Source organism: Kitasatospora sp. NPDC093550, from assembly GCF_044764985.1.
GTDB lineage: Bacteria > Actinomycetota > Actinomycetes > Streptomycetales > Streptomycetaceae > Kitasatospora.
In genome coordinates this window covers 1-22444 of record NZ_JBIWJF010000024.1, presented here as the reverse complement: position 1 = coordinate 22444, position 22444 = coordinate 1, and the positions used below count along the sequence as shown (strand labels likewise).

At 72.0% G+C, this 22444-nt stretch carries 22 protein-coding genes; 7 read left to right on the top strand and 15 right to left on the bottom strand.

Annotation, left to right across the window (positions count from 1 at the left end):
• Positions 1-48: 48 nt before the first annotated feature.
• The 3 genes from ACIRD3_RS30490 to ACIRD3_RS30480 all read left to right on the top strand — a co-directional run bounded on the left by ACIRD3_RS30490 (position 49) and on the right by ACIRD3_RS30480 (position 3372).
• Positions 49-1104 carry an alpha/beta hydrolase gene (locus tag ACIRD3_RS30490; RefSeq protein WP_402223065.1) on the top strand — a complete coding sequence of 352 codons (1056 nt, stop codon included), beginning with the start codon at positions 49-51 and terminating at the stop codon, positions 1102-1104.
• A gap of 226 nt (positions 1105-1330) precedes the next feature.
• A complete protein-coding gene (locus ACIRD3_RS30485; RefSeq protein ID WP_402223063.1) occupies positions 1331-2191 on the top strand; it encodes a hemerythrin domain-containing protein in 861 nt (286 codons plus the stop codon).
• Positions 2192-2409: 218 nt separating this feature from the next.
• Positions 2410-3372 (top strand): DUF1152 domain-containing protein, encoded by a 963-nt coding sequence (locus ACIRD3_RS30480; RefSeq protein ID WP_402223061.1) that lies wholly within the window; start codon positions 2410-2412, stop codon positions 3370-3372.
• A gap of 26 nt (positions 3373-3398) precedes the next feature.
• Here ACIRD3_RS30480 and ACIRD3_RS30475 read toward each other — a convergent pair whose 3' ends face one another.
• Together ACIRD3_RS30475 and ACIRD3_RS30470 are read right to left on the bottom strand one after the other, a co-directional pair.
• Complete coding sequence (locus ACIRD3_RS30475) at positions 3399-3944, bottom strand: FHA domain-containing protein (RefSeq protein WP_402223059.1); 546 nt, start codon at positions 3942-3944, stop codon at positions 3399-3401.
• Positions 3945-4113: 169 nt separating this feature from the next.
• The gene (locus ACIRD3_RS30470; RefSeq protein WP_402223057.1) at positions 4114-4674 is read right to left on the bottom strand and encodes a DUF1697 domain-containing protein; all 561 of its coding nucleotides are present in this window, start codon (positions 4672-4674) and stop codon (positions 4114-4116) included.
• 101 nt (positions 4675-4775) lie between these two features.
• On the opposite strand from ACIRD3_RS30470, the gene ACIRD3_RS30465 reads away from it, so the two are divergent.
• A complete protein-coding gene (locus ACIRD3_RS30465; RefSeq protein ID WP_402223055.1) occupies positions 4776-5246 on the top strand; it encodes a pyridoxamine 5'-phosphate oxidase family protein in 471 nt (156 codons plus the stop codon).
• Positions 5247-5283: 37 nt separating this feature from the next.
• Here ACIRD3_RS30465 and ACIRD3_RS30460 read toward each other — a convergent pair whose 3' ends face one another.
• On the bottom strand, positions 5284-5640 hold the full coding sequence (locus ACIRD3_RS30460) for an arsenate reductase family protein (RefSeq protein WP_402223053.1): 357 nt from the start codon (positions 5638-5640) through the stop codon (positions 5284-5286).
• 162 nt (positions 5641-5802) lie between these two features.
• Here ACIRD3_RS30460 and ACIRD3_RS30455 point away from each other — a divergent pair, with 162 nt between their 5' ends.
• Together ACIRD3_RS30455 and ACIRD3_RS30450 are read left to right on the top strand one after the other, a co-directional pair.
• On the top strand, positions 5803-7029 hold the full coding sequence (locus ACIRD3_RS30455) for a cytochrome P450 (protein ID WP_402223051.1): 1227 nt from the start codon (positions 5803-5805) through the stop codon (positions 7027-7029).
• A gap of 221 nt (positions 7030-7250) precedes the next feature.
• Complete coding sequence (locus ACIRD3_RS30450) at positions 7251-8348, top strand: PP2C family protein-serine/threonine phosphatase (RefSeq protein WP_402223049.1); 1098 nt, start codon at positions 7251-7253, stop codon at positions 8346-8348.
• Between the two features lie 138 nt (positions 8349-8486).
• Here the strand turns inward: ACIRD3_RS30450 and ACIRD3_RS30445 are convergent, their stop codons facing one another.
• The 9 genes from ACIRD3_RS30445 to ACIRD3_RS30405 form a co-directional block, all read right to left on the bottom strand.
• Complete coding sequence (locus ACIRD3_RS30445) at positions 8487-9257, bottom strand: FAD-binding oxidoreductase (RefSeq protein ID WP_402223048.1); 771 nt, start codon at positions 9255-9257, stop codon at positions 8487-8489.
• A gap of 55 nt (positions 9258-9312) precedes the next feature.
• Complete coding sequence (locus ACIRD3_RS30440) at positions 9313-10551, bottom strand: MFS transporter (RefSeq protein WP_402223046.1); 1239 nt, start codon at positions 10549-10551, stop codon at positions 9313-9315.
• 134 nt (positions 10552-10685) lie between these two features.
• Complete coding sequence (locus tag ACIRD3_RS30435) at positions 10686-11936, bottom strand: hypothetical protein (protein WP_402223044.1); 1251 nt, start codon at positions 11934-11936, stop codon at positions 10686-10688.
• A complete protein-coding gene (locus ACIRD3_RS30430; protein ID WP_402223042.1) occupies positions 11933-13120 on the bottom strand; it encodes an acetyl-CoA carboxylase biotin carboxylase subunit family protein in 1188 nt (395 codons plus the stop codon). The genes ACIRD3_RS30435 and ACIRD3_RS30430 overlap by 4 nt, the downstream gene beginning before the upstream one ends.
• Entirely contained in the window at positions 13117-14373 is a 1257-nt protein-coding gene (locus tag ACIRD3_RS30425) for an acetyl-CoA carboxylase biotin carboxylase subunit family protein (RefSeq protein ID WP_402223040.1), read from the bottom strand. The genes ACIRD3_RS30430 and ACIRD3_RS30425 overlap by 4 nt, the downstream gene beginning before the upstream one ends.
• A gap of 88 nt (positions 14374-14461) precedes the next feature.
• On the bottom strand, positions 14462-15217 hold the full coding sequence (locus ACIRD3_RS30420) for an iron-containing redox enzyme family protein (protein ID WP_402223038.1): 756 nt from the start codon (positions 15215-15217) through the stop codon (positions 14462-14464).
• A 28-nt stretch (positions 15218-15245) separates the two neighbouring features.
• Positions 15246-15518 carry a 2Fe-2S iron-sulfur cluster-binding protein gene (locus ACIRD3_RS30415; protein WP_402223036.1) on the bottom strand — a complete coding sequence of 91 codons (273 nt, stop codon included), beginning with the start codon at positions 15516-15518 and terminating at the stop codon, positions 15246-15248.
• A 12-nt stretch (positions 15519-15530) separates the two neighbouring features.
• The gene (locus ACIRD3_RS30410; RefSeq protein WP_402223034.1) at positions 15531-16469 is read right to left on the bottom strand and encodes a 2-dehydropantoate 2-reductase; all 939 of its coding nucleotides are present in this window, start codon (positions 16467-16469) and stop codon (positions 15531-15533) included.
• Positions 16470-16499: 30 nt separating this feature from the next.
• Positions 16500-16664: a hypothetical protein gene (locus ACIRD3_RS30405; protein WP_402223032.1), complete on the bottom strand. Its 165-nt coding sequence runs from the start codon at positions 16662-16664 to the stop codon at positions 16500-16502.
• A 278-nt stretch (positions 16665-16942) separates the two neighbouring features.
• Between ACIRD3_RS30405 and ACIRD3_RS30400 the strand changes: the two genes are divergently transcribed.
• A complete protein-coding gene (locus ACIRD3_RS30400) occupies positions 16943-17860 on the top strand; it encodes a LuxR C-terminal-related transcriptional regulator (protein WP_402223030.1) in 918 nt (305 codons plus the stop codon).
• A 299-nt stretch (positions 17861-18159) separates the two neighbouring features.
• On the opposite strand, the gene ACIRD3_RS30395 is transcribed toward ACIRD3_RS30400, so the two are convergent.
• The 3 genes from ACIRD3_RS30395 to ACIRD3_RS30385 all read right to left on the bottom strand — a co-directional run.
• Complete coding sequence (locus tag ACIRD3_RS30395; protein WP_402223028.1) at positions 18160-19719, bottom strand: hypothetical protein; 1560 nt, start codon at positions 19717-19719, stop codon at positions 18160-18162.
• Between the two features lie 8 nt (positions 19720-19727).
• Positions 19728-20693, bottom strand: coding sequence for a restriction endonuclease (locus tag ACIRD3_RS30390; protein WP_402223026.1), 966 nt, complete (start codon positions 20691-20693; stop codon positions 19728-19730).
• A 416-nt stretch (positions 20694-21109) separates the two neighbouring features.
• The coding region (locus ACIRD3_RS30385) for an NAD(P)-binding domain-containing protein (RefSeq protein WP_402223024.1) at positions 21110-22444 on the bottom strand (1335 nt) is incomplete at its 5' end.

Below are 22444 nucleotides of genomic sequence, written 5' to 3'. Positions count from 1 at the left end.
CGCCCGGTCAGACGGACCGGGCGCGACATCGGTCGGAGAGTCCTCACCGTGCTTAGGCAGTCGTCCCGTTCCCGTGCCGTCCTGTCCGGCGCCGCCGTCCTCGCCCTGGCCGCCACGCTGGCGGCCTGCGGGAGTTCCGGTGGTGGGAAGAGCAGCGACAAGGCGGACGCCACCCCGGCCGCGGCCGGGAGCACCTCGGGCACCCCGACCGCCACCGGTACCGCCTCGGGCACCCCGGGCGCCGCGTCGCCCACCGCCGGCAGCGGCAAGGTGCTGATGCCGACCGGCCCGGCCGCCAACCTGGCGAAGGCGCGGGACACCGCCGCCGGACCGATCTTCCTGGCCACCGTGACCGGCGCGAAGTCCGGCGTCTCCGGCAAGGTCTGGGTCTGGCTGCCGCCCGAGTACAACGACCCCAAGTTCGCCAAGACCGGCTTCCCGGTGCTCACCCTCTTCGCGGGCGGCCAGAGCAACGGCTACAACACCTGGACCGACAACCAGCTGCCGATCCAGGAGGAGAACGAGCGGCTGGTCAAGGAGGGCAAGTCCCACCCGTTCATCATGATCATGCCGGTGCAGAACTTCAACGGCGACGAGAAGAACGCGCTGGACTGCTCCGACATCCCGGGCCAGCCCAAGATGGGCACCTGGATGGCCGAGGACATCCCGGACTTCGTCCGCGCCAACTTCCGCACGGTGGCGGGCCGCGACGGCTGGGGCGTGATGGGCGCCTCCACCGGCGGCTTCTGCAGCGCCAAGCTCGCCCTGCAGCACCCCGAGGTCTACAAGGCCGCGGTGCCGATCGACGGCTACTTCATCCCGGACTCGCTGCTGTGGAAGGGCCACGACGCCGAGCGCGCGGCCAACAACCCCGACGTGCTGGTCGCCCAGGGCAAGGCCGACGTGAAGATGCTGGTCACCGCGGGCGGGGCCAACCCGTACGAGACCAAGGTGGTCAAGTCCTGGGTGGCCAAGGCCGTCCCCCCGGTGGGCATCACGTACTACGAGCAGCCCGGCGGCAAGCACCTGACCTCGGACTTCAAGAAGATGATCCCGGACACCCTGGAGTGGCTGACCAAGAACCTGGCCGGACCGGCCGACTGAGCCGGCCCACGCCCCGGGTGCCGACGGCTCCTCCCCGCGACCCCCTGACCGCCCGAGCGGTCAGGGGGTCGCGGTCTGTCGGGGGCCTCGTCCACCCCCGGTAAACGCCCTGACCTGCGCGTCAATCGGACATTGATTCGCTTCTGATCGACTGCGGGCACCTTGGCTGGGGTGGTCCTCACCGGCCGCCACCACCCGTCCTGCCCCAAGCCGTGAAGAGAGTGCCATGCCCATCCACCTGCTGCCCCAGCCCGCCCCCGCCGTGCCCGCGCAGGGGCAGCCCGGCGCCGACCCCCGGGGCGCGGACGCGTACGGGCGGTCCGCGGACGACGACCCGGCCACCGTGCGGTTCGCCGGGCTGCGGCTGGTGCACGCCGCGCTCCGCCGGGACCTCGCCCGGCTGCCGAACGCGCTGCGCCTGCTCCAGCCCGAGGAGGAGCACAAGGGCGAGGCGCTGCTGCGGCACTGGAACTTCATCACCGCCATGCTCACCTGCCACCACGAGCAGCAGGACACCCGGATCTGGCCGATCGTGCGCCGCTTCGCGCCCGAGCTGCGGCTGCTGCTCAACTGGCTGGAGGCCGACCACCACAACCTCGACCACTCGTTCACCCGGGTCACCACGCTGGTGCGGATCGCCAGCCGGGACACCGGCAGCGCCTGGCCGGTCGCGTACGCGATGGAGGACCTGGCGGCCCGGCTGGAGACCCACCTGCGGATCGAGGAGCGCCAGTTGCTGCCCCGGATGGAGCGGGTGGTCGCCGACGGCTCCCGGCTCGGCGGCCTGGGCGAGCTGCTGGACCTGCTGCGGGTGGCGGACGGACCGGGCACGGCGGACGCGCTCGCCTGGCTGCTGGACGGCGTCGAGCCGGCCGCGGTGGAGCGGCTGCTGGCCGAGTGCGACGACGACGTGGCCCGCAACTGGCCGCACTGGCAGGCGACCTACCAGCGCTGCACGGCGCCGCTGTGGGGGCCGGGCCTCGGCGCGGAGGACGGTCCGGTCGGCGGACTGGACGGTCTCGGGGACGGGCCGGCCGGAGGCGGCGCCGAGGGCTTCGGCGGGGCCCTGGGGACCATCGCCGACTGACCGCCGGGCCTTTTCGCGGGCCGTCGATCTACGCGCGTGGCACGTGCTGACGGCATAGGCGGGCGACTGGCGGCCATCGGTCTTCCGGTCAACTCCTCCCGCCCCCTGGGGGATCGGGCCCATCGCTCTCGGGGTCGATCGCCCGGCCGATCCCGGCCGATCCCGGCCGGATCCCGGCCGCCCGGGGAGTCCCGGCCGCGCGGTGCTACCGTCCGCCGGTGACCTCTCTGCTGCAACCTCCGTTGATCACCCGGCTGCTGGCCGCCGAACGCGTCCTGATCGCCGGTGCCGGAGGCGGTTTCGACGTGTACGCCGGGCTGCCGATCGCCCTCGCCCTGCGCGCCGCGGGCAAGGAGGTGCACCTGGCCAACCTCTCCTTCACCCACCTCTACGGCCTGCCGACGGAGGTCTGGGCGGAACCCGACGTGGCCATGGTCCGACCGGACACCCCGGCCCCCGAGGGCTACTTCCCGGAGCGCACCCTGGCGCGCTGGCTGCACCTGCACGGGATGCCGGACACCGTCTGGGCGTTCCCGACCGTGGGCGTGCAACCGCTGCGCGAGGCCTACCGCGCGCTGGTCGCCCGGCTCGGCGTCGACGCGATCCTGCTGGTGGACGGCGGCACCGACATCCTGATGCGCGGCGACGAGATGGGACTCGGCACCCCCGAGGAGGACATGGCCAGCCTGGCGGCGGTGGCCGGGCTCCGCGAGGTGCCCGAACGGCTGGTCGCCTGCCTGGGGTTCGGCGTCGACGCCCACCACGGCGTCAACCACTCGCTGGTGCTGGAGAACCTCGCCGCCCTGGACCGGGCCGGCGGCTACCTCGGCGCGTTCTCCATCCCGCGCGACAGCCGGGAGGCGGTGCTCTACCTGGACGCCGTCGAGCACGCCCGGGCCGCCTTCCCGGACCACCCCAGCATCGTCAACGGCTCGGTGGCGGCGGCGCTGCGCGGCGAGTTCGGCGACGTCGAGTTCACCGAGCGGACCAGCGGCAGCAAGCTGTTCGTCAATCCGCTGATGGCGATGTACTTCGGCGTCACGGTCGAGGCGCTGGCCGCCGAGAACCGCTACCTGGACCGGCTGGAAGACACCGTGGTGATGCGTCAACTCGCCAGTGTCATCGCGCGGTTCCAGGACGAGCTGCCCCGGCAGCGGCCACCCCGGCAGTTCCCGCACTGACCCCGGGGGCGGTTACGGTCGGCGCCTCAGGCCGCGGCCAGCCGGAACTCCAGGTTGCCGAACCGCACCAGGTCGCCCGGTCGAACCCGCACACCGCCCGCGATCCGGCGCCCGTTGACGTGGGTGCCGTTGGTGGAACCCAGGTCGTACAGCACCCAGCCGCCGTCCTCGTGCCGCAGTTCGGCGTGGTGCCGGGAGACCGAGGCGTCGTGCAGCCGCAGCCCCGAGCCGGGGATCCGGCCGATGGTCAGCAGCGCGGCGCCGGCCTGCGGCAGGCTCAGGCCCGGCAGCCGCTCGGTCCGCCAGGCCCGGTTGATCCGGTCGCCGAAGCCGGAAACCCGGCCGACCGTGCGCAGCACGAAGCGCTCGACCGGCCCGCCGGTCGGCAGCCCGGCCACCGCCGCGTCCAACTCGCTCCGGCTGGTGGCCTGCAGGACGATGTCCATCCGGCCGAGGAAGGTGTCGTGCGAGAGCCGCCCGCTGCCGGCGCCGTCCTTCAGTACCCCGAGCGCCTGGTCCCGTTCGGCGTCGGAGGGCCGGACCCGGCCGGTGGGGTACTCAGGAGGCGTCATGGCCGAATTGTCGGCGCGGCCGACCGGGGCTGTCCAGATCACGCCGGGAGCGGGCGCTTCGTTCGTACGTCACGGGAGTCCAGACGCGCCGCCCGGGCACGCGGTTCCGCGCCGCCGGCGACTCGGTTCCGCGCCGCCGACCCGCGGTTCCCGCAGGCCGTACGGGTCGTCAGGCCTTGCGCGCGGCGGCCAGGATCTTCTCCGTGGTGTGCAGGAACCGGGAGGTGACCGAGCCCCGGTAGGCCTTGCCGAACAGGTCCTTGGTGACCCACTTCCCGTCCTTCAGGTGGACCACCGCGTACGCGGCCCCCGGATCGGCGCCGAGCACCTCGACGTCGCCCTTGGGCGAGCGGTACGGAAGGGCCAGCCCGGCGGGCAGCGGCTCGGAGAGGAAGGCGACGACGAGCCGGACGTCCGGTGTGACCTCGACGCCCCGGAACGGCTCGGCGGCGAGCAGCTCGGCCACCTCGTCGACCGTCCGCAGCATCACCGGCACGGGGTAGCCGAGCGCCTGCTCCAGGTGCTCCTCGATCCGCCTGGTCAGCGCGGCGCGCTCCGGCCCGTCGGCCCGGCCCTCGGTGGTGAAGAAGACGTTGCCGCTCTGGATGTACGAGCGGACGTTCCCCAGCCCCAGCTCGGCGAAGAGCGCCCGCAGCCGCTCCATCGTCACCGTGCGGCCGCCGACGTTGATGGCCCGCAGGAACGCGATGTACGTGGTCGTGGTGGTCACCCCGCCAGTCTGGCACCGGCCTGTGACAACGGCCCGGCCGGTACCGCGCCGGTCCGTACCGGGGAAGGGCGGCTGTCGGTGCCCGGTGCCAGACTGGCGCCATGGCTACCTGGCAGGATTTCGAGCAGCAGGCTCCGGATCTGGCACCCCTGGTGCGGGCCCGGTTCGAGGCGGCGAAGCACCACGTCCTGGCGACGCTGCGCAAGGACGGCTCGCCCCGGGTGAGCGGGACGGAGGTCGACTTCGTCGGCGCCGACCTGTGGCTCGGGTCGATGTACGGCGCGGTGAAGGCGCGCGACCTCCAGCGGGACCCTCGCTTCGCCCTGCACGCGCACCCGGGGGACGAGACCCTGGCCGGCGGGGACTCCAAGGTCTCCGGCCGGGCCGTGGAGATCACCGACGAGACCGAACTCGCCGCGTTCGCCGCCGACCTTCCCGAGCCGCCGCCCACCCCGTTCCACGCCTTCCGGCTGGATCTGGAGCAGGTGGTGCACACCGCCGTCGAGGGCGAGCACCTGGTCGTCCACAACTGGCACCCGGGCCGGCCGGTGGAGCGGATCCAGCTCCACTGACCAGCCGGGCGGCGGGCCGGGGATCACGTCACGAGCCCTACGGCAGAACGGACTTGAGCGCCTCGGGGGTGCGGGCCACGACGGCGTGACCGTCGTCCGCGGTGATGATCGGGCGCTGGATCAGGATCGGGTGCTCGGCCATCGCCGCGATCCAGCGGGCCCGCTCGCCCGCCTCCCGGGGCCAGTCCTTCATCCCGAGGTCCTTCGCGGCCTGCTCGTCGGTGCGGGTGATGTCCCAGGGCTCCAGGCCCAGGCGCTCCAGCACCTGCTCCAGCTCGTCCGCGGTCGGCGGCTCCTCCAGGTAGCGCCGCACGGTGTACTCGACCCCGGCGTCGTCCAGCTCACCGAGGGCGGTCCGGCACTTGCTGCAGCGCGGGTTGATCCAGATCTCCATGCCGGCCAGCCTACCGAGCCGGCCCCGCCCGCCCCGGGAGCCGGCCGCGGGGAACCGCCCGTCGGGGAACCGCCCGTCGGGGAACCCGGCGGTACGGGAACTCCGCCGCGCCCACCGGTGGTTCACGAGCCGGGAAGCGTGCTCTCGGGAGGGGAGAACCGCATGAGCCGGATCGACGGCACGGCGATCATCGAGTCTCTGATGACCACGGCGGTCAGGGCCGATCCGTACCCGCTGTACGCCGAGGCGCACGAACTGGGAGCGGTGGCCCCGGCCGGGGACGGGCTGTTCGTGGTGAGCGGTTACCAGGCGGTCGACAAGGTGCTGCGCACGCCGGCCTTCGGGGTCGCCACCGCCGAGATGATGGCGGGCCTGACCCCGGACTCCCTCGCGCACTCCTCGCTCGCGCTGTTCGGCCGCTCGATCCTCCAGCGCAACGCCCCCGACCAGCCCCGGGTCCGCTCGCTGATCGCCTCGGTGTTCAACGCCCGCCGGGTCGCCGCACTGCGCCCGGCGGTGCGCAAGGCGGTGGACCGACTGCTGGACGAGATGGCCGAGCGGGGCGCCGACGGCTCACCGGTGGACTTCATGGACGCCTTCGCCTTCCGCCTGCCGGTCGGGGTGATCTGCGAGCTGCTCGGCGTCCCCGAGCGGGACCGCTACCGCTTCCGTGAGCTCGCCTCCGACCTGACCGTGGTCCTGGAGATCAGCGCGGACCTCGACGAGCTCGCCGAGGCCGACCGGGCCGCGGACGAGCTGTCCCGGTACTTCGCCGACCTGGCCGCCGAGCGGCTGGCCCGCCCGCAGGACGACCTGGTCGGCGACCTCGCCCGGATCGCCGCCGAGGACAGCGGGCGGCTGACCGCCGAGGAGCTGCTGGCCAACCTGGTGCTGCTGCTGGTGGCCGGCTTCGAGACCACCACCAACCTGCTCGGCAACGGCCTCGCCCTGCTGTTCCGCCACCCCGACGCGGCCGCCGGGCTGCGCAACGGCGCGATCACCCCGGCCGGCTTCACCGACGAGGTGCTGCGCTTCGACTCCCCGGTACAGGCCACCGGGCGGGTCGCGCTGGAGGACGGCCTGGCCGTCGGCGGGCTGCCCGTTCCGCCCGGCAGCGAGCTGACGCTGCTGATCGGCGCGGCCAACCGGGACCCGGCCCGGTACGAGCGGCCGGACGTGTTCGACCCGACCCGCACCGACAGCCAGCCGCTCAGCTTCGGCGGCGGCCAGCACTTCTGCCTGGGCTCCCGGCTGGCCCGGCTGGAGGCGGAGCTCGCGGTGCCCGCCCTGCTCGACCGCTTCCCGAGGCTCGCCCCGGGCGGCGTCGCCACCCGGCGGGACCGCCTGGTGCTGCGCGGCTACGAGACCCTGCCGGTGACCGTCCGCTGACCCCGGCCGGCGACCCCGGCCTGTGACGGTCCGCTGACCCCGGCCGGTGACCGTCCGCCGACCGGACGGGGACCGCGGGACGCGCCCGCGACCCGTCCGGCTCCGCAGGACGGGACGTTCGGCCGTTCGTGGCTGGGCCGTTCGTAGGAGAGCATGGAGGGACGAAACCGGTCATTCAGGGCTGTAACACCCGGAACGGCCGCCAGCCAGGAGGTCCCGCCGTGCCCACCGCACCCCGCCCGTCGCGCCCGGCCGCGCTGGAGCCACGGGTGCCGCGCTGGGTCCCCTGGCTCCCGGTCGTCCTGCTGGCCCTGGACCTGCTCGCCGAGGCCGTCGTCCCGGACGCCGTCGCGGCCGGCTTCCTGCTGACCGCGCTGCCCGTGGTGGCCGCGTTCAGCTACGGCCCGGCGCTCACCGCCACCGCCACCGGCGGCTCCTTGGCGCTCCAGCTCGTCCTGGCCCTGCGCGCGGGCCACCTCGACGAGCAGCACCACGTCTGGGTCTACATCGCCACCCTGCTCTCCGGGGTGATGGGCACCGCGCTGTCCTGGCAGCGCACCCGGCAGAACCGCAACCTGCTGCAGGCCCGCACGGTCGCCGAGACCCTGCAGCGCACCGTGCTGCGGCCGGTCCCGGAGCGGGCGGGCGGACTGCGGGTGGCCGGCCTCTACCGCTCGGCGCAGGCCGACGTGCTGGTCGGCGGGGACCTGTACGAGGTCTGCGACACCCGCTTCGGCGTCCGGGTGCTGCTCGGCGACGTCCGCGGCAAGGGCCTCGGTGCGGTCCGTACGGTCGCCGACGTGCTCGGCGCGTTCCGGGCGGCCGCGCACGACACCCCGGGGCTGGTCGAACTCGCCGACCAGCTGGACCGCGCGGTCCTGCGCGACGCCGCCGACCGGGGTGACGACGAGCTGTTCGCGACGGCCGTCCTGCTGCAGTACCGCCCGGGCTCCGACTGCGTGGAGATCGTCAACCGCGGCCACACCACCCCGCTGCTGCTCGGCGGCGGCGCGATCTCCCCGGTGCCCTGCGCCGACGAGCTCCCGCTGGGCCTCGGCCACCTCGGCCCCGCCGAGGAGCGCGGAAAGCCGATCGCCGTCGCCCTGCCCGCGGGCCACACCGTGCTGCTGTACACCGACGGCGTCAGCGAGGCCCGGGACGCCACCGGCACCTTCTACCCGCTGGCCCCGCGCCTCGCCGCCCTCGGGACCACCGCACCCGACCGGCTGGTCTCCTTCCTCGCCCAGGACGTCCACCGCTACGCGGGGCTGCTCGCCGACGACCTCGCCGTCCTCGCCCTCACCCCGGACACCCCGTAGCCCGGGCACCCGGGCACCCGGGCACCCGGGTGTCCGGGCACCCGGCACCCCGGACACCCGGCACCCCGGACACCCGGTAGCCCCGGACACCCCGTGACGCCGGGCCGCGAACGGCGTGGCCCGGTGCCACGGGGTGCGTCACAGCCCCGCGAGGGCCGCCACCACGAAGCGCTCGCAGTGGACCCGACGCCGTTCGACCCCGGCGTCCGCGAGGAACGACCCGACGGCGGCGACCAGGCCCGCGGGGCCGCACAGGTAGTACTGCAGCTCCGGGTCCGCGGTGGCGCAGCCCGCCGCCTCGATCAGGGCCGGCAGCTTCTCGGGGACGATCCGCCCGGTGCGCAGCGGATCGGGCCCGGACTCGCGGGAGAGCACGTGCAGCACGGTGAACCGCTCGGCGTGGCGGCGCCCGAGCTCGGCCAGCTCGTCGGCGAACAGCACGCTCTCCGAGGTGCGGTTGCCGAGGATCAGGGCGAACTCGTCGCCGCGCCGCAGCGCGGCCTCGGCCATCGCGAGCACCGGGGTGATGCCGGAGCCCGCGGCGACCGCGAGGTGCCGCCGGCCGGGCCGCAGCCGGAACCGGCCGGCCGGCGGCAGGACGTCGACGGTGTCACCCGGGCGCAGTCGGGCGTGGGCGAACTCGGCGAAGCCGCCGGGGCCGAGCAGTTTGACCGCGATCCGCAGCGAGGCCGGGGCGTGGTCGTCGGCCGGCGGGGCCTGGCAGATCGAGTAGGAGCGGCAGACCTCCTCGCCGTCCGCGTCGGTGCGCCGGACCATGACGTACTGGCCCGGCTGGTACCGGAACTCCTCGCGGAGGGCGGCGGGGACGGCGAAGCTGACGGTGACCGCGTCCTCGACCGGCCTGCCGATGTCCTGGACGGTGAGCGGGTGGAAATCCTGGCTACTCATCGGTCTTCCTCGGTTGCGGGTCCGGGTCCCGGGGACCCCGGGGACGGACGGGACTTCAGGCCGCGACGGCGGCCTCGGCCGGGCGGGCGGTGACGGCCCGCCCCTGCAGGGGGCGGAACAGCAGCAGGTACGCGACGGCGGCCAGCGCCGCGACCGCGAAGAAGAGCGCCTGCACCGGCAGCCAGCCGCCGACCACCGCGACCAGCAGCCCGGAGAGCGGCATGGTGCTCTGGTTGAGCAGCACGATGAGGCTGATCACCCGGCCGCGTTCGGCCTCCTTGATCCAGTGCAGCCGTTCGATCCGGATGAAGACGTTGAAGAGCCCGCACATGCCGATGCACAGGCCGTAGCCGAGCACGTAGAGCGGGAAGAGCGGGGCCACGGCGACCAGCGTGCCGCCGACGGCGATCGCCGCGAACGAGACGATGCCGATCCGGTAGACCGAGACCCGGCGCAGCAGCCACGGCATCAGGAACAGGGTGGCCAGCGAGAGCACCCCGACCGTCATCTGGAGCGAGGCGAAGACGCTGTCGCTCTGCCCGAAGTGCCCGACGGTCAGGGCCGCACCGGTCGCGGTGGAGATGCCGACCATCAGGTTGACCGTCATCGTCAGCCCGACCAGGGAGAGCAGGACCGGCTCGGCCCGCAGGCTGCGCACGCCGACCCGCAGGTCGTGCAGCACATTGCGCCGTTCCGCGCCGGTCGCCCCGGCCGTGGCCGGGGCCGACTCGCCGAGCCCGCGCAACGAGAGCACCCCGCACGAACTGACGGCGAAGACCAGGGCGGCCGCCCAGAGCAGGTCGGCCGGCCGGATCCAGATGAGCAGTGCCCCGCCCGCCGCCGGCCCGAGCACCCCGGAACCGCTGTTGATCATCTGGAGCAGGCTCTGGGCCTTGGCCAGGTCCTCCTTCGGCACCAGCTGCGGCACGGTCGACTCCAGCGCGATGAACGCCTGGGCGTAGCAGAAGGCGCACAGCGCCATCAGGGCGGCGGTCAGCTTGAAGGTCTCGCCGGGCCACTGGCCCAGCGCCAGGGCGGTGAGCAGGCAGGCCGCGGCGCGCAGGACGTCGGCGGTGGTGTAGAGCCGGCGGCCGCCGACCCGGTCGGCCAGCAGTCCGGCCAGGGGGAGCGAGGTCAGCCGGGGCAGCCATTCGATCAGGAAGGCCAGCCCGGACATCGTCACGCTGCCGGTGGCGTCGTAGACGATGAGCGGCACCGCGAACTGCAGCAACTGGTCGCCCAGCGTGGAGAAGACGCGCGAGCCCAGGAAGACCCAGATGCGCCGGTTGTACATTCCGCCTCCTCGGGGACGGTTGCGGTGCGCCCCCGACGGTGCGTCACCGGATGGTGGTCGGACCCGCCCTCGGAACGGCGGTCACCGGTCCTGCGGTCACCGGTCCTGACGGCGGTCGCCGCTCCTGGCGGCGGTCACCGGTCCTGGAGCGCGATCCGTGCCTCGATCGCGGAGGCGAGCCCGTCGAGCCGGTCCACCAGGGTCTTTGCGTCGTCCGCGGTCAGGACGATGTGGCCGACGAAGCCCGCGTTGTCGGTGACGTCGGCGCTCACCCGGTCCGCGGGCGAGACGGCGAAGGCCGCCCGGTGGAGCGGGATGTCGAGCGAGTCGGCGAGCGCCCGGACGTCGGGCAGCGCGGCCAGCACGCCGTCGCCGGGGGCGCGCAGCATGCGGATCCCGCTGAACGCGCGCGGCTCCGGCCGGGCGGGCCGGAACTCGCCGGTCACCGCCCAGTGCAGCCACGCCCGCCAGGGGTCGAAGTCCTCGAAGGACAGCCGGGCGAGGTCCCAGATGTGCATCCCGCCGGGGCGCATGTTGGTCTCCACCGCCGAGACGCCCTCCTCACGCAGGAACAGCTCGTTGTGGAAGGCGCCGTTGCCCGGCGAGACCAACTGCCGTACGTGCTCGCCCGCCCGGTCCAGGTCGGCGGCCCGGTCCGGTTCCAGCGGGGCCGGCACGATCTGCTGGACCTCCGCGCGGAAGCGGTCCTGGGTGGTGGTCTTCTCGGTGAGCCAGCGGGTGCCGCCGACGAAGTCCCAGCTGTACTCGCGGGCGTCGCGCACCAGCGTCTCGACCATCACGCCCGAGTCGTGGTACGGCGCGAGTCCGGCCCAGATCTCCGGGCACCGGGCGAGGTCCGGAACCACCTGGCAGCCACGGCTGTTGCCCTCGTTCGCCGGCTTGGCGAACGCCGTGCCGCCGAGCCGGGCGACCGCCGCCTCGAACTCGCCGAGGGTACGGGCGGGCAGGCTCAGCAGCGGCCGGAAGCCGTCCGGGTGCGTCGCGGCGGCGGCTTCGAGCCCGCGGTAGTGCCGCTTGTCCAGGCCGGCCTCGGCCTCGTGGGGTTCGGCGCCGGGCAGCGCGAAGTGCCGGGCCAGCCAGGCGCCCAGCGGGACGCCGCGGTCGGAGAAGGGCAGGACGCCGATCGGCCGCAGGCCGCGCCGGCCCAGTTCCGCGGCGACCGGCCGGACGGCTTCGGCCGACTCGACGGCGCCGAGCGGGGCGACCAGCACCACGTCGGCGGCGTCGTGGTCCTGCGGCTTCGCCTGCTCGGTGACCAGCACGAGCCGTGCCCGGTAGGCGCTGTGGCAGAGGTCGCGCAGTTTGGCGATGTCGTAGATGCGGGTGTTGTTGTACCCCGTCACCACGAAGCACGGGTTGCTCATCGCTGCTCCATGACTGCCGGCCCGGAGGGCGCCCCGGCCGGCTGGGTGAGGATCTCACCGAGGGTGCGGCGCACCTCGGGTGCGCTGCCCTGGACCACTCCGGACAGCGGCGTCGCCGCGGTGGCGTAGCTGATCCGGCCCGCGTGCGCGGCGGGGCGGGTGTTGCGGACGTAGGAGCGCAGTCGCGTCCCGAACCGCTGCGGGTCGAAGTCGACGGCCGCCCGCTCCGTCCGGTGGTGCCCGGGGAAGACGAACCAGCCGTAGTGGTCCTGCGCCGGTCGCGGCTCGACCGGCCCGGTGTCGCCCCAGAGCTGGTAGCGCAGGTCGGCCTGGTACAGGTCGACGCCGGTGCGGAGTTCGAAGGTCTCGGCGACCCCGGCCCCGCCGATCCTGCTGGCGGTCTCCAGGAAGCGGAAGCGGCCGTCCGGCTCGCGGATGGCCTCGAAGTGGAAGCAGCCGTGGCGCTGCCCGAGGGCGGCCAGGGTGCGGCGCAGCAGGTCGACGGCCTCCGGGTGGTCGGAGGTCTGGGCGGAGCCGAGCGGGCTGCCGTGCGCGTAGGCGAGGCAGTCGCCCACGTAGACGCTGCTGACCAGGGCCACGAGCTCCCCGTCGCGCAGGCAGCCGTCGAGGTGCCAGATCTCGCCCGGGACGAACTCCTCGACGAAGACCGCGTCCGGGTCCGGGCAGGCGTCGAGCCGTTCGAGGACGACGTCGGCCGGGCCCAGTTCGATGCCGGTGCTGGAGGCCTCCAGCCGGGGCTTGATCAGGTAGGTGCCCTCGCGCGGCGGGTCGGCGCGGAAGGCCTCGACGCTCCGGAACGCGGGCTGCGGGATTCCGGCCCGTTCGGCGAGGGTGCGCATCAGCCACTTGTCGCGGACCGGGAGCACCGCGCCCGGCAGGTCGCCGGGGATGCCGAACTTCTCCCGCAGCAGGGCGGCCGGCAGCAGGTCGTACTCGGAGCGGGCGATCAGCCGGTCCGCGTCGGCGAGCCAGTCGCCGTGGCGCTCGATCATCGCCTGGATGTCGTCGGTCGGGACGCCGAGCAGGCGGCGCTCCGCGTCGGCGGGCAGCTCGTCGAGGCCGTCGGCGGCGCTGAGGTAGCGGACGGTGTGCTGCCGGTGGTCGACCGCCAGGTCGTAGCGGATCTTCCGGAAGGGGATCCGGTGCAGGATGACGATGTTCACGCGCTGTACTCGATTCTGAGGTGCGACTCGCTCTCGCGGAGGAACGCGTCGAGGGCGTCCGGGCTCAGCGAGGTGACGTCCCACAGCGCTTGGCCGACGAAGATCTCCCGGTCCACTTCCGGCAGTCGCTCGCCCTCCCGCACGAACAGCTTGTCCTCGACCAGGTCGACCGGTACGGCCCCGCGGGCCACCCGCGCCACCCGCCGGCCCGGCTCGCCGTAGAAGACCCGGAAGAACGTGCTGCGTTCCTCGCTCGCCGTCGGCTCGACGGGCCGTCCGAGCAGCTGGTCGATCCAGAGCTCCAGGACGTCGACGCCGCGGTGCCGCAGGGTGCTGGCCACGATGTACGCCCCGCCGATCCGCGGGTTGACCTCGACGATCTCCCAGCCGCGGCCGCGCTGGAACCTGGCCTCCACGTGGTGGACGCCGGTGTCCACGCCGAGGGCCCGCAGGCAGCGCTCGACGTGCTCGACGCCGAGGCGCACCTCGGCCGGGTCGAGGGAGCGCGGCGGGCAGACGCAGGCGTTCTCCAGCGTCGTCCGGCCGGCCTGGCGCAGGTCGACCTTCTCGTGCACGGCGTGCACGGTCACCGCGTCGCCGGTGACGCTGGTCTCGAAGCTGCACTCGACGCCGTCGATGAACTCCTCGACGATGAACGAGGGTTCGCCCTCGAAGACGCCGGCGTAGGCGCGGTCCGCGCAGGCCTGCTGCCAGAGGCCGTCGAGTTCGGCGACGTCGGTGAGCCGGTCGGCGCGGAAGGCGCCCATGGAGGCCAGCCCCTCGCGCGGCTTGACGAAGTAGCGCGACTTGTCCTCCAGCGCCTCGAAGCGCGCCTCGGTGAGGGGCCAGGCGGCCACCTCCGACAGCCCCTGGACGCGCAGGAAGGTGCGCATCGCCAGCTTGTCGCGCACTCCCCGGACGGTCTCCTCCGACAGGTCGGGGGTGCCGAGCCGCCGGTTCGCGTAGGCCATCAGCACCCGGTAGGCGTCCCAGACGGTCAGGCAGCCGAGCAGCCGTACGCCGTCCGCCGAGAGCTCCGCCAGGAACCGGTCGACGTCGGCGCTGCGCAGGGCGGGGGCGTCGGTGATCCGCACCAGCTCGACCTCGTCCTGCCAGGCCGCCTCCACCTCGCGGGTCGGGCTCGATGACAGCACGTACGCCCTGATCCCGCGGCGCTTGAGCGCGGCCGCCAGCGGCGGAACCATCGACATCAATTGGTGCGAGAGGATCAGGAATCCAGTTTTCTCAGCCACGTGAACGAATCCTCTTCTCGACCGCCCGGCCGCCCGCGGTGCAGCGGGCGGCCGGGCAGGGTTACCGAGTGGTCCGGAACGGTCCGGTTCAGGCGGCCTTGGCCGCTTCGTCGCCGAAGCGCTCGTACAGGTCGACGAAGAACATCTTCAGCAGCTCCTGGATCTCGGCCAGGTAGCGCTTGATGTCGACGATGTCCTGCTCGCTCTCGATGAAGAGGCTGAGGATGTCCCACATGTCCTGGGTGTGGTCCTCGACCAGGTCGGTGTTCAGGTGCGAGGCCTGACCGACGATCATGTCCTTGCCGAGGGACTCGGACATCGCCTTGATCTGCTTCGGGGTGATCTTCTGGGTGGTGTACTCGACCAGGTAGCTGTAGCAGATCACGCCGAGCGGCTTCTCGTGCTCCGCGACGAAGTAGAGGTAGCCGGCCAGCAGGCGGGTGTTGAAGTTCGGCTCGGTGGCGAAGATCTCCTCCGCCGAGATGCCGACCTTCTCGGCGTCCTTCACGAAGAGCGTGTCGTGCAGCATCTCCTCGTCCTGGTAGGCCGCGTAGAGCTGGGCGGCCTCGGCGTTGATGCGGGTGATCTTGTGCAGGGCGTTGGCCTGCGCGGTGCGCATCAGCCGGATGCGCCACGCGTGCTCGACCAGCGTCTGCTTGTAGTACGCCAGGTTGACGTCGCTGCCCTCCAGGTGGCGCGCGTACGGGACGGTGGCGTTCCACTCCTCGATCTTCCCGTCCAGGAAGGTGTCGATCTCCTGCTTCACGCGCTTGCTGTCCTCACCGGACAGGAAGGGCTTGCGGCGCAGCAGGGCGGTGTCGGTCAGACGGTTCGTGTTCTCCATGACGGATCCCTCCAGGGGGTAGTGACTGCTAGTTGATTTCGAAGAGGACGGCGTCGCCGTGGGCCCGGCTCTGGCAGGCGAGCCGCACCGCCGGATCGTCCATTTCGAGCAGCTCGAAGAGGCGCTCCTCATTGGGAGTTCGGGGCGACAGGTTGTCGCCGCCGCTCACCACTCGAACCGCACAGATCCCGCATTTCCCGGACCGGCAACCGAAGGTGATGTAATCCCCCATCTCCTTCAGGTCGACGTGGCCCTCGAAATCCACACTCTCTTCGGCGTTGACAAATTTCAGATTGGGCACGATGTACCTCGGTTACGGCCATTCGGTGGTCAGCGCGGTCTGGGCCGCGCGCAGACTCAGCACCTCGTACAGGAACCGGTGGACCGGGGTCGCGGTGGCCGTCCTCGCGCCGAGGTGGACCACGGCCCCGATCCAGGCCTCGAGCTCGGAGGGCTTGCCCGACCGGATGTCGCGGTGCAGCGAGGAGATGCCGGCCGGGGGCTGGCGGTCCAGCAGCGCCACGGTGGTGCCCACGACGTCCGCCGGCAGGCGGACTCCCAGTGCCTCGGCGACGCGGTGGACCTCGGTCATGGCGTCGACGAGCAGCCCCCGGGTGCCCGGGTGCGAGCGCAGCGCGCCGACCGGTGCGTCGGCCACCGCGCCCAGCCCGCCCGGCGGTGCGACGAGCAGGAACTTCGTCCAGAGGTCCGCCCAGACGTCCTCGGCGACCACCGGGTTCAGCCCGGCGTCGCCCAGGGCGTCGCGCAGCCGCTCCACCCGCTCGGTGACGCGGTTGTCCCACTCGCCGAAGGTCAGCGTCCCGGCCGAACCGACGTGGTGGATCCGGCCCGGGCTGTCGAGGTACGCGATGACCTTCGCGACGCCGGGCAGCACCGCGTCACGGCCGAAGACCGCCGCGACCTCCTCGGGCGTCCGCACGCCGTTCTGCAAGGTCAGCACCGCCGTGCCGGGTCCGATCAGCGGCCCCGACCCGGCTAAGGCCGAGGCCACCTGCCACGTCCTGACACCGAGGAGGACGTAGTCGACCCGGCCGATCTCCCGGGCGTCGGCGGTGGCGCGCACCGCCCGTACGGAGAAGCCCTCGGTCGGGCTCTGCACGGTGAGTCCGTGCCGGCGCAGGGCCTCCAGGTGCGCACCGCGCGCGACGAAGTGCACGTCCCGCCCGGCCGCCGCGAGGCGGCCGCCGAGGTATCCACCGAGCCCCCCGCTGCCCACCACCGCGATTCTCACGGCGCCTCCTCGTGGAGTGGCGAGGTGGGCTTACGGACGGGCGGGCGCGCTGCCCCACTGCGAGTCGGCCACCGTGACCGCGGTGCCCGGACGCCCGCTGTGCCCCGGACCGCCGGCGGCGAAGCCGATCACGGCCAGGGCGCAGACGGCCGCCGCGATCGCTGCGGCGAAACGGTGAACAGTGGACTTCGGCATAGCGGCCCCCGTACTTTCGAGTCAGCCGGGGAGTCGTTTTCCCCGATGTGCCCATCCTGTCGAGAACCGGCCCCGGGTGGCCAGCGGATTGGCCTGCACGAATGCGCGCTGCACTGTTGTGAGGCCCCCCCGAGCTTCTTCATGAGGCCGACCTATGATGCACAATCATGCGCTGCACTTTTATGAACCAGGGCCAAGCCTGCCCGAATACGGACAACCCGGATTACTCGGGTGGCGCTGGATTGTGCGAAGCCGCGCTGCAGTTTTACCGAACTGCCGTGGCAGAGCAGGCCGTTCCGCGCGCGGACACACCCGACTGTCTGATCGCCCTGCGGCTGATGGCGGAAAGCCCGGAAAATCCGGAGCTCGCCCATGTGCTGCCGCCGTCCACGGCCTCCGGCTTCGTCATCCGGCCGATGGAGCGCAGGATCGCCGCGCTGGAGGAGGCCACCCGTTCCACCCGCGCCGTCTTCACCGCGCTGGAGGGCGTCTACGCGGACGCCAGGCGGCGCGAGAAACCCGGGTACGCGCTGCTGCAGGGGTCCGAGACCATCAGCGACGTGCTCGGCGCGGCGGTGGACGCCTGCCGGGCCGAACTGCTCACCGCCCAGCCCGGCGGCGCCCGCCCGCACGAACTGCTGGAGCGCGCGCTGGAACACGAGATCCCCAGGCTCCGCGCGGGGGTGGTCCAGCGCACGCTCTACCAGCACGCCGTGCGCTCGGACTCGCCCACCATGGCCTACATCGAGCGGATCACCGAGGCGGGCGCCCAGGTGCGGACCACCGCCGAGGTGCTCGACCGCCTGGTGGTGGTGGACCGCGAGGTCGCCTTCATCCCGGTCCAGGACGAGCGGAGCACCGCCGCGCTGGAGATCCGCCAGCCCGCGATCGTCCGCTACCTGGTGCGGGTCTTCGAGCACGCCTGGGACCGCGCCATCGTCATCGACGGCTCCCTGCGCCGCAGCGCACCGATCACCTCCGACGTCCAGCGCGCCATCCTGCACGGCATCATCTCCGGCGAGACCGACGAGAGCGTCGCCCGCCGGGTCGGCATGAGCCGGCGCAGCGTCGCCGAGCACGTCCGCAAGATCTCCGAGCGCCTCGGCAGCAACAGCCGCGCCCAACTCGGCTACCTCATCGCCATCAACGGCCTGCTCGACAACCTCGGCGACGCCCCCGCCCCACCCGGCCCCTGAGACCCCACGGCCACCCGCCGCACGACGGCCCCGGCCCGGCACCCGCGGGATCTCCGCGAGCACCGGGCCGGGGCCGTACGCCGGGCGCGTGCCTACAGGTCGTAGTTCTGATCGAACATGCCTCTGACCTGCGGAAACGCGGGCCTAAAGGAAGATCATTTCACAACCAGTGCACACGCGGCAGTGATGACTATGAGAGGCGGCGAGAAGCGCCGAGCGCAGACCACGACGTCGAGCCGGCTCCTCGCCGTGTGGTGCGGTGCTGGACTACTGATCGTGGCGGTGTGGCATCGCTCCACTCAGCGGCCTTGTGGCTCGACCATGGCGGCGAAGAAGTCTCGAAGCATGGTTGGAGCTGTCGCTTGTCCGAGTTCGTGGCCGCCGAATCGGTACACCTGGTATCCCTTGAGCCGTAGGGCCCGGTCCTCAGCGACCATCTTCGAGTACAGGCGCGGAGAGGCAACGTTGCCCTCGGCATAATGCTGCTTGCCGTCGACCTCCAGGACGATTCGCTCGGCTCCGGGGAGCAGGAGCAGGAAGTCCATACGCTCACGGCCCAGAACACTGTCCTTGCCCCCGCGCTCTGAGCGGGTCCGAGGGTCGAGGTGCAAGTAGACCTGAGGGAGCAGAGCGGGGTAGATGGCCCCTGTCTCGTTGATCGGATAATGCCAGCAGTAGGTCCGAAAGAGGAGCCTTTCGGGGGTGATCGCTTCAGGTTGCTTCGGGTCGTGGTGCAGTGACGCCCAGAGCCGCCTGTATAGGGATTTGCCGACGGCCTCGTCTGCTGTGCCCTTGGGGAAGGGCACCTGTGTTCGCCACCAGTCGATCAGGCCACCCCAGGTGAGGCCGGAAGTCGGCAGGGGGCGGTCGTACTGGAGGCAGAACTCGCCGTTCTTCACGACCAGGACGTCGTTGTTGATGGCGTCGCCCAGTACGAAATCTGGCTTGGGCCCGTTGGAGGCGAAGAACAGGTTCTTCATGGTGCCGGGAACGCTGGCGCCGATGGGACGGGGCGTGAAGACGGGTGCGCCGCTGATGCTGTCGGTTTCGGCGAGTTCGTATCCGTCGTGCATCAGTATTCCGTTGATGAGTGCCTGGAGTTGCTCGACCTCCTTGGCGTCGGTGCGGACTGCGGGGTGCAGCATCTCGGCGAGGAACCGGAGCAGATACTCGTCGCCGTCCGCGAGGGCCAACCTTGGGTCGGTCCAGAACCAGCCCGCGTCCCAGTCGTACGGATCGGCGATGCAGTGGTGGCCGATGTCCTGGGTGGCGGAGGCGTGCTTGGGATCGCCGCTCGGCAGGTTGTCGAGGTCGTACAGGCGCTTGAGGAATTCCACCTCGTCAAGGGTTCCCCACCAGTTGGTCGGCAGGCGCTCGCGCAAGCGCCGGCGCGTGACATCGGTGATGCGTTGGGACTTCGGGCGGTCGGGCACCAGGTGTGGATGGTGGGTGTCGAGCTGAGCCAGAATCGGGCCGACGAGGCTTGCGACGTATGCGCGCCGCGCCTCGTGGCTTCCGGTCATTCCCTCTTGCTTCCAGTAGCTTCTGAAGCTCTTGAAGTCATGGAAAGGCAAGCTGAAGCTCACACCGAGCCGGCGGAGGACTGCGGAAAGCGTTCTGAGAAGTAGAACGATCTCATCGCTGTCGAGGAGTTCCCCGCCGGATGTGGCGAACGCCTCCAGGTCGGCCCTGGCGATTCGAACGAGCTCGTAGGCGGCGTCCAGATCGGTCAGGTCATACAGGGGAGCGGCACGCAACTGCTCCACCCGTCCGGAGTCGAGACCGAGCTTGGCGAAGCCGAACCCGCCGTAAGGGGTGGGCTGGCGTACGAGGAACTGGCGGTTCACAGCACCGTTCATTCGCGGTCCTAGAAGTCGACGCCGAGGAGGGTGTGGGGGCGCCGGTCGAGTTTCGCGTTGCGGGTCTTCTGGCGCAGCCAGTCGGCAAGGCTCTCCTCGCGTTCCAGGAGCAGCACCAGCTCACGCAGCTCGCCGAGCACCATGACCTTGAGCGCGAGGAAGCGCTCGCACTCCGCCACAGCCGGGGCGCTGTAGCCGGATGCTGAGATCATCAGGCCGCTGACGTCGGCGCGGGTCATCAGCCTGGTCATGTGGCGGCTGACCGGGTTGATGTCCAGTGGCTTCGCCCACCATTTCACTTCTACGAGGTAGGTCTGGCCGTCTAGTTCGACGACTCCGTCGATCTGCTCGGCTGCTTCGCCGTCTTCCAGCCGGAGAGTGAACGACTCCCTGACGCCGATCCCGTCCAGGGCGAAGAAGCGGTTGAGGAGGCTCTCCAACTCCAGGCCACGCTTGTGGGGGTCCTCCATAGGGAAGAGAGCGGTCAGTTGGGCTCTCAGGTCCGAGTAGAGGGCACTTCGGCGCCTGCGCTCTTCCTCTGCGGCGCGGCGATCGGCCAGGCGAGCCTCGTGTTCCCGGTCGCGCTCCTGCTGCATGCGGGTGAAGGAGTCCTTCACGCCGACGACTTGGCGTATCTGCCCGACGAGACCGCGGGCCTTGAGCTGGTCGTCGGGCCAACAGGTCGAGAAGTCCTCGAACTCGGTGACCCTGCGAAGCAGCGCACGGCGTACTCCGAGCCCTTGGTCGCCTTGTTCGTTCAGCTGCCGGAGCACCTCGCGGGCGATCCTGTACTTGCTCACTGCGCCGCGATCGACTGCGAGTTGCTGCCGGAATTGGCCGAGGAGCGCCTCGCTGGTCCCCGCTCCGCGTAGGAAGTCGACGACGTCGTCCTTGCTGCGGCAGAGCAAGGGGATGGTGTCAGTGAGCAACGCCATCAGCTCCGGGGGCCAGTGATACGCGGCGTCGTGGGCCATCGAGGGCTGCGCTCCCAACTCTTCGCGGCTTAAGGCTTCGGAGAGGTGCCTCCGTAGCGGAAACCATCATCCATCCGGCCGCAGGACGATGTCCTGGAGTCGACCGAGAACGATGCTTCGCAGCGTGTCCCTAGTGCCAATGAACTTACACAAACAGGTAGTCCTGACCTGGGGCGTTGCCAGGGGGTAATCGCGTGGACACGTACGATGAGGAGCTGGGCAGGAGCATAGACGCTTGGGTGGAGGCCGCATTGGCCGCCTCGCCCGAGCGGAGGCCCGAGAAGTACGCCAGCATCCGCCAGCGTCTGGAGGACAGCGCAACGGCTGTCGCCGCTGACGAGTAAGGGCGCGAAGTCGTAGAACGCAGCCCGGGGTCCAACCGGCCGGAAGGCAGGTTGGACCCCGGGCTGTCTGGTTCAGCAGCAGCCGCCAGCGGGAGCCTCGACGGGGGCACCGATGCTGATGGCCACCGGGACTGGCGCGGCGGCGGGGGCCGCGCAGCAGCCGCCGCCCGCGTCCTGCTGCGCGTCGGGCTGGTCGAAGAGGCCGGCTCCGCCGCAGACGCCGGTCTCAGGGAGAGTGAGTTCGACGCGGGTAGCGGCCTCGTGGTCGCCGGCGAGGTGGGCGGAGATGGAGCGGACCTGCTCGTAGCCGGTCATGGCGAGGAAGGTCGGGGCGCGGCCGTAGGACTTCATGCCGACCAGGTGGACGCCCTGTTCGGGGTGGGAGAGTTCAGCGGCGCCGTGGGGGTAGACGGTGCCGCAGGAGTGCTGGTTGGGGTCGATCAGCGGGGCGAGGGCGGTGGGGGCCTGGAGGCGTTCGTCCAGGCCGAGCCGCAGTTCGCCGAGGAAGGACAGGTCGGGGCGCAGCCCGGTGAGGACGATGATCTCGTCCAGGTCTTCGGCGCGGTGGCCGTCCTCGGAGACCATGGCAAGCTTGTCACCGGTCTGCTCGACGGCCGTGGTGCGGAAGCCGGTGAGGGCGCTGGCGTGGCCGTTCTCGACGGCGGCCTTGGCTGCCTGGCCGAGGGCGCCGCGGGCGGGGAGCTGGTCGGCACTGCCGCCGCCGAAGGTGGAGCCGGTGATGCCGCGTCGCAGGACCCACACCGCGTGGGTGCCGCTCTCCGTCTTGGCGAGGTCGGCGAGGGTTGCTAGGGCGGTGAAGGCGGAGGCGCCGGAGCCCACGATCGCGGTGCGCTTGCCCGCGTACCGGGCGCGGACCTGGGGGTCCTTCAAGTCCGGGATGCGGTAGGAGATGCGGGCGGCGTGGGTCTTCTCGCCGAGTGCGGGCAGGCCGTCGGCGCCGAGGGGGCTGGGGGTGGCCCAGGTGCCGGAGGCGTCGATGACGGCGGCGGCGGTGATGCGCTCCTCGCGGCCGTCCGCGTGGGTGACGTGGACGGTGAAGGGCTGGTTCTCGCGGCCGGAGTCCACGACGCGGTCGCGGCCGGCGCGGGCGACGCCGGTCACCGTCGTGTTGTAGCGGACCTTGTCGCCGAGGGCGTCGGCGAGCGGCTGGAGGTACAGCTCGACCCAGTCCGCGCCGGTCGGGTAGGTCGCGCCGTCGGGGCGGGTCCAGCCGGTGGGCGCGAGGATCTTCTCCGCGGCGGGGTCCACGAGTTCGGCCCAGGTGGAGAACAGCCGCACGTGGCCCCACCCACGCACCGCGCTGGCGGCTGCCGGGCCCGCTTCGAGGACCAGCGGGGTCAGGCCGCGCTCGGTGAGGTGGGCGGCGGCGGCCAGGCCGATCGGGCC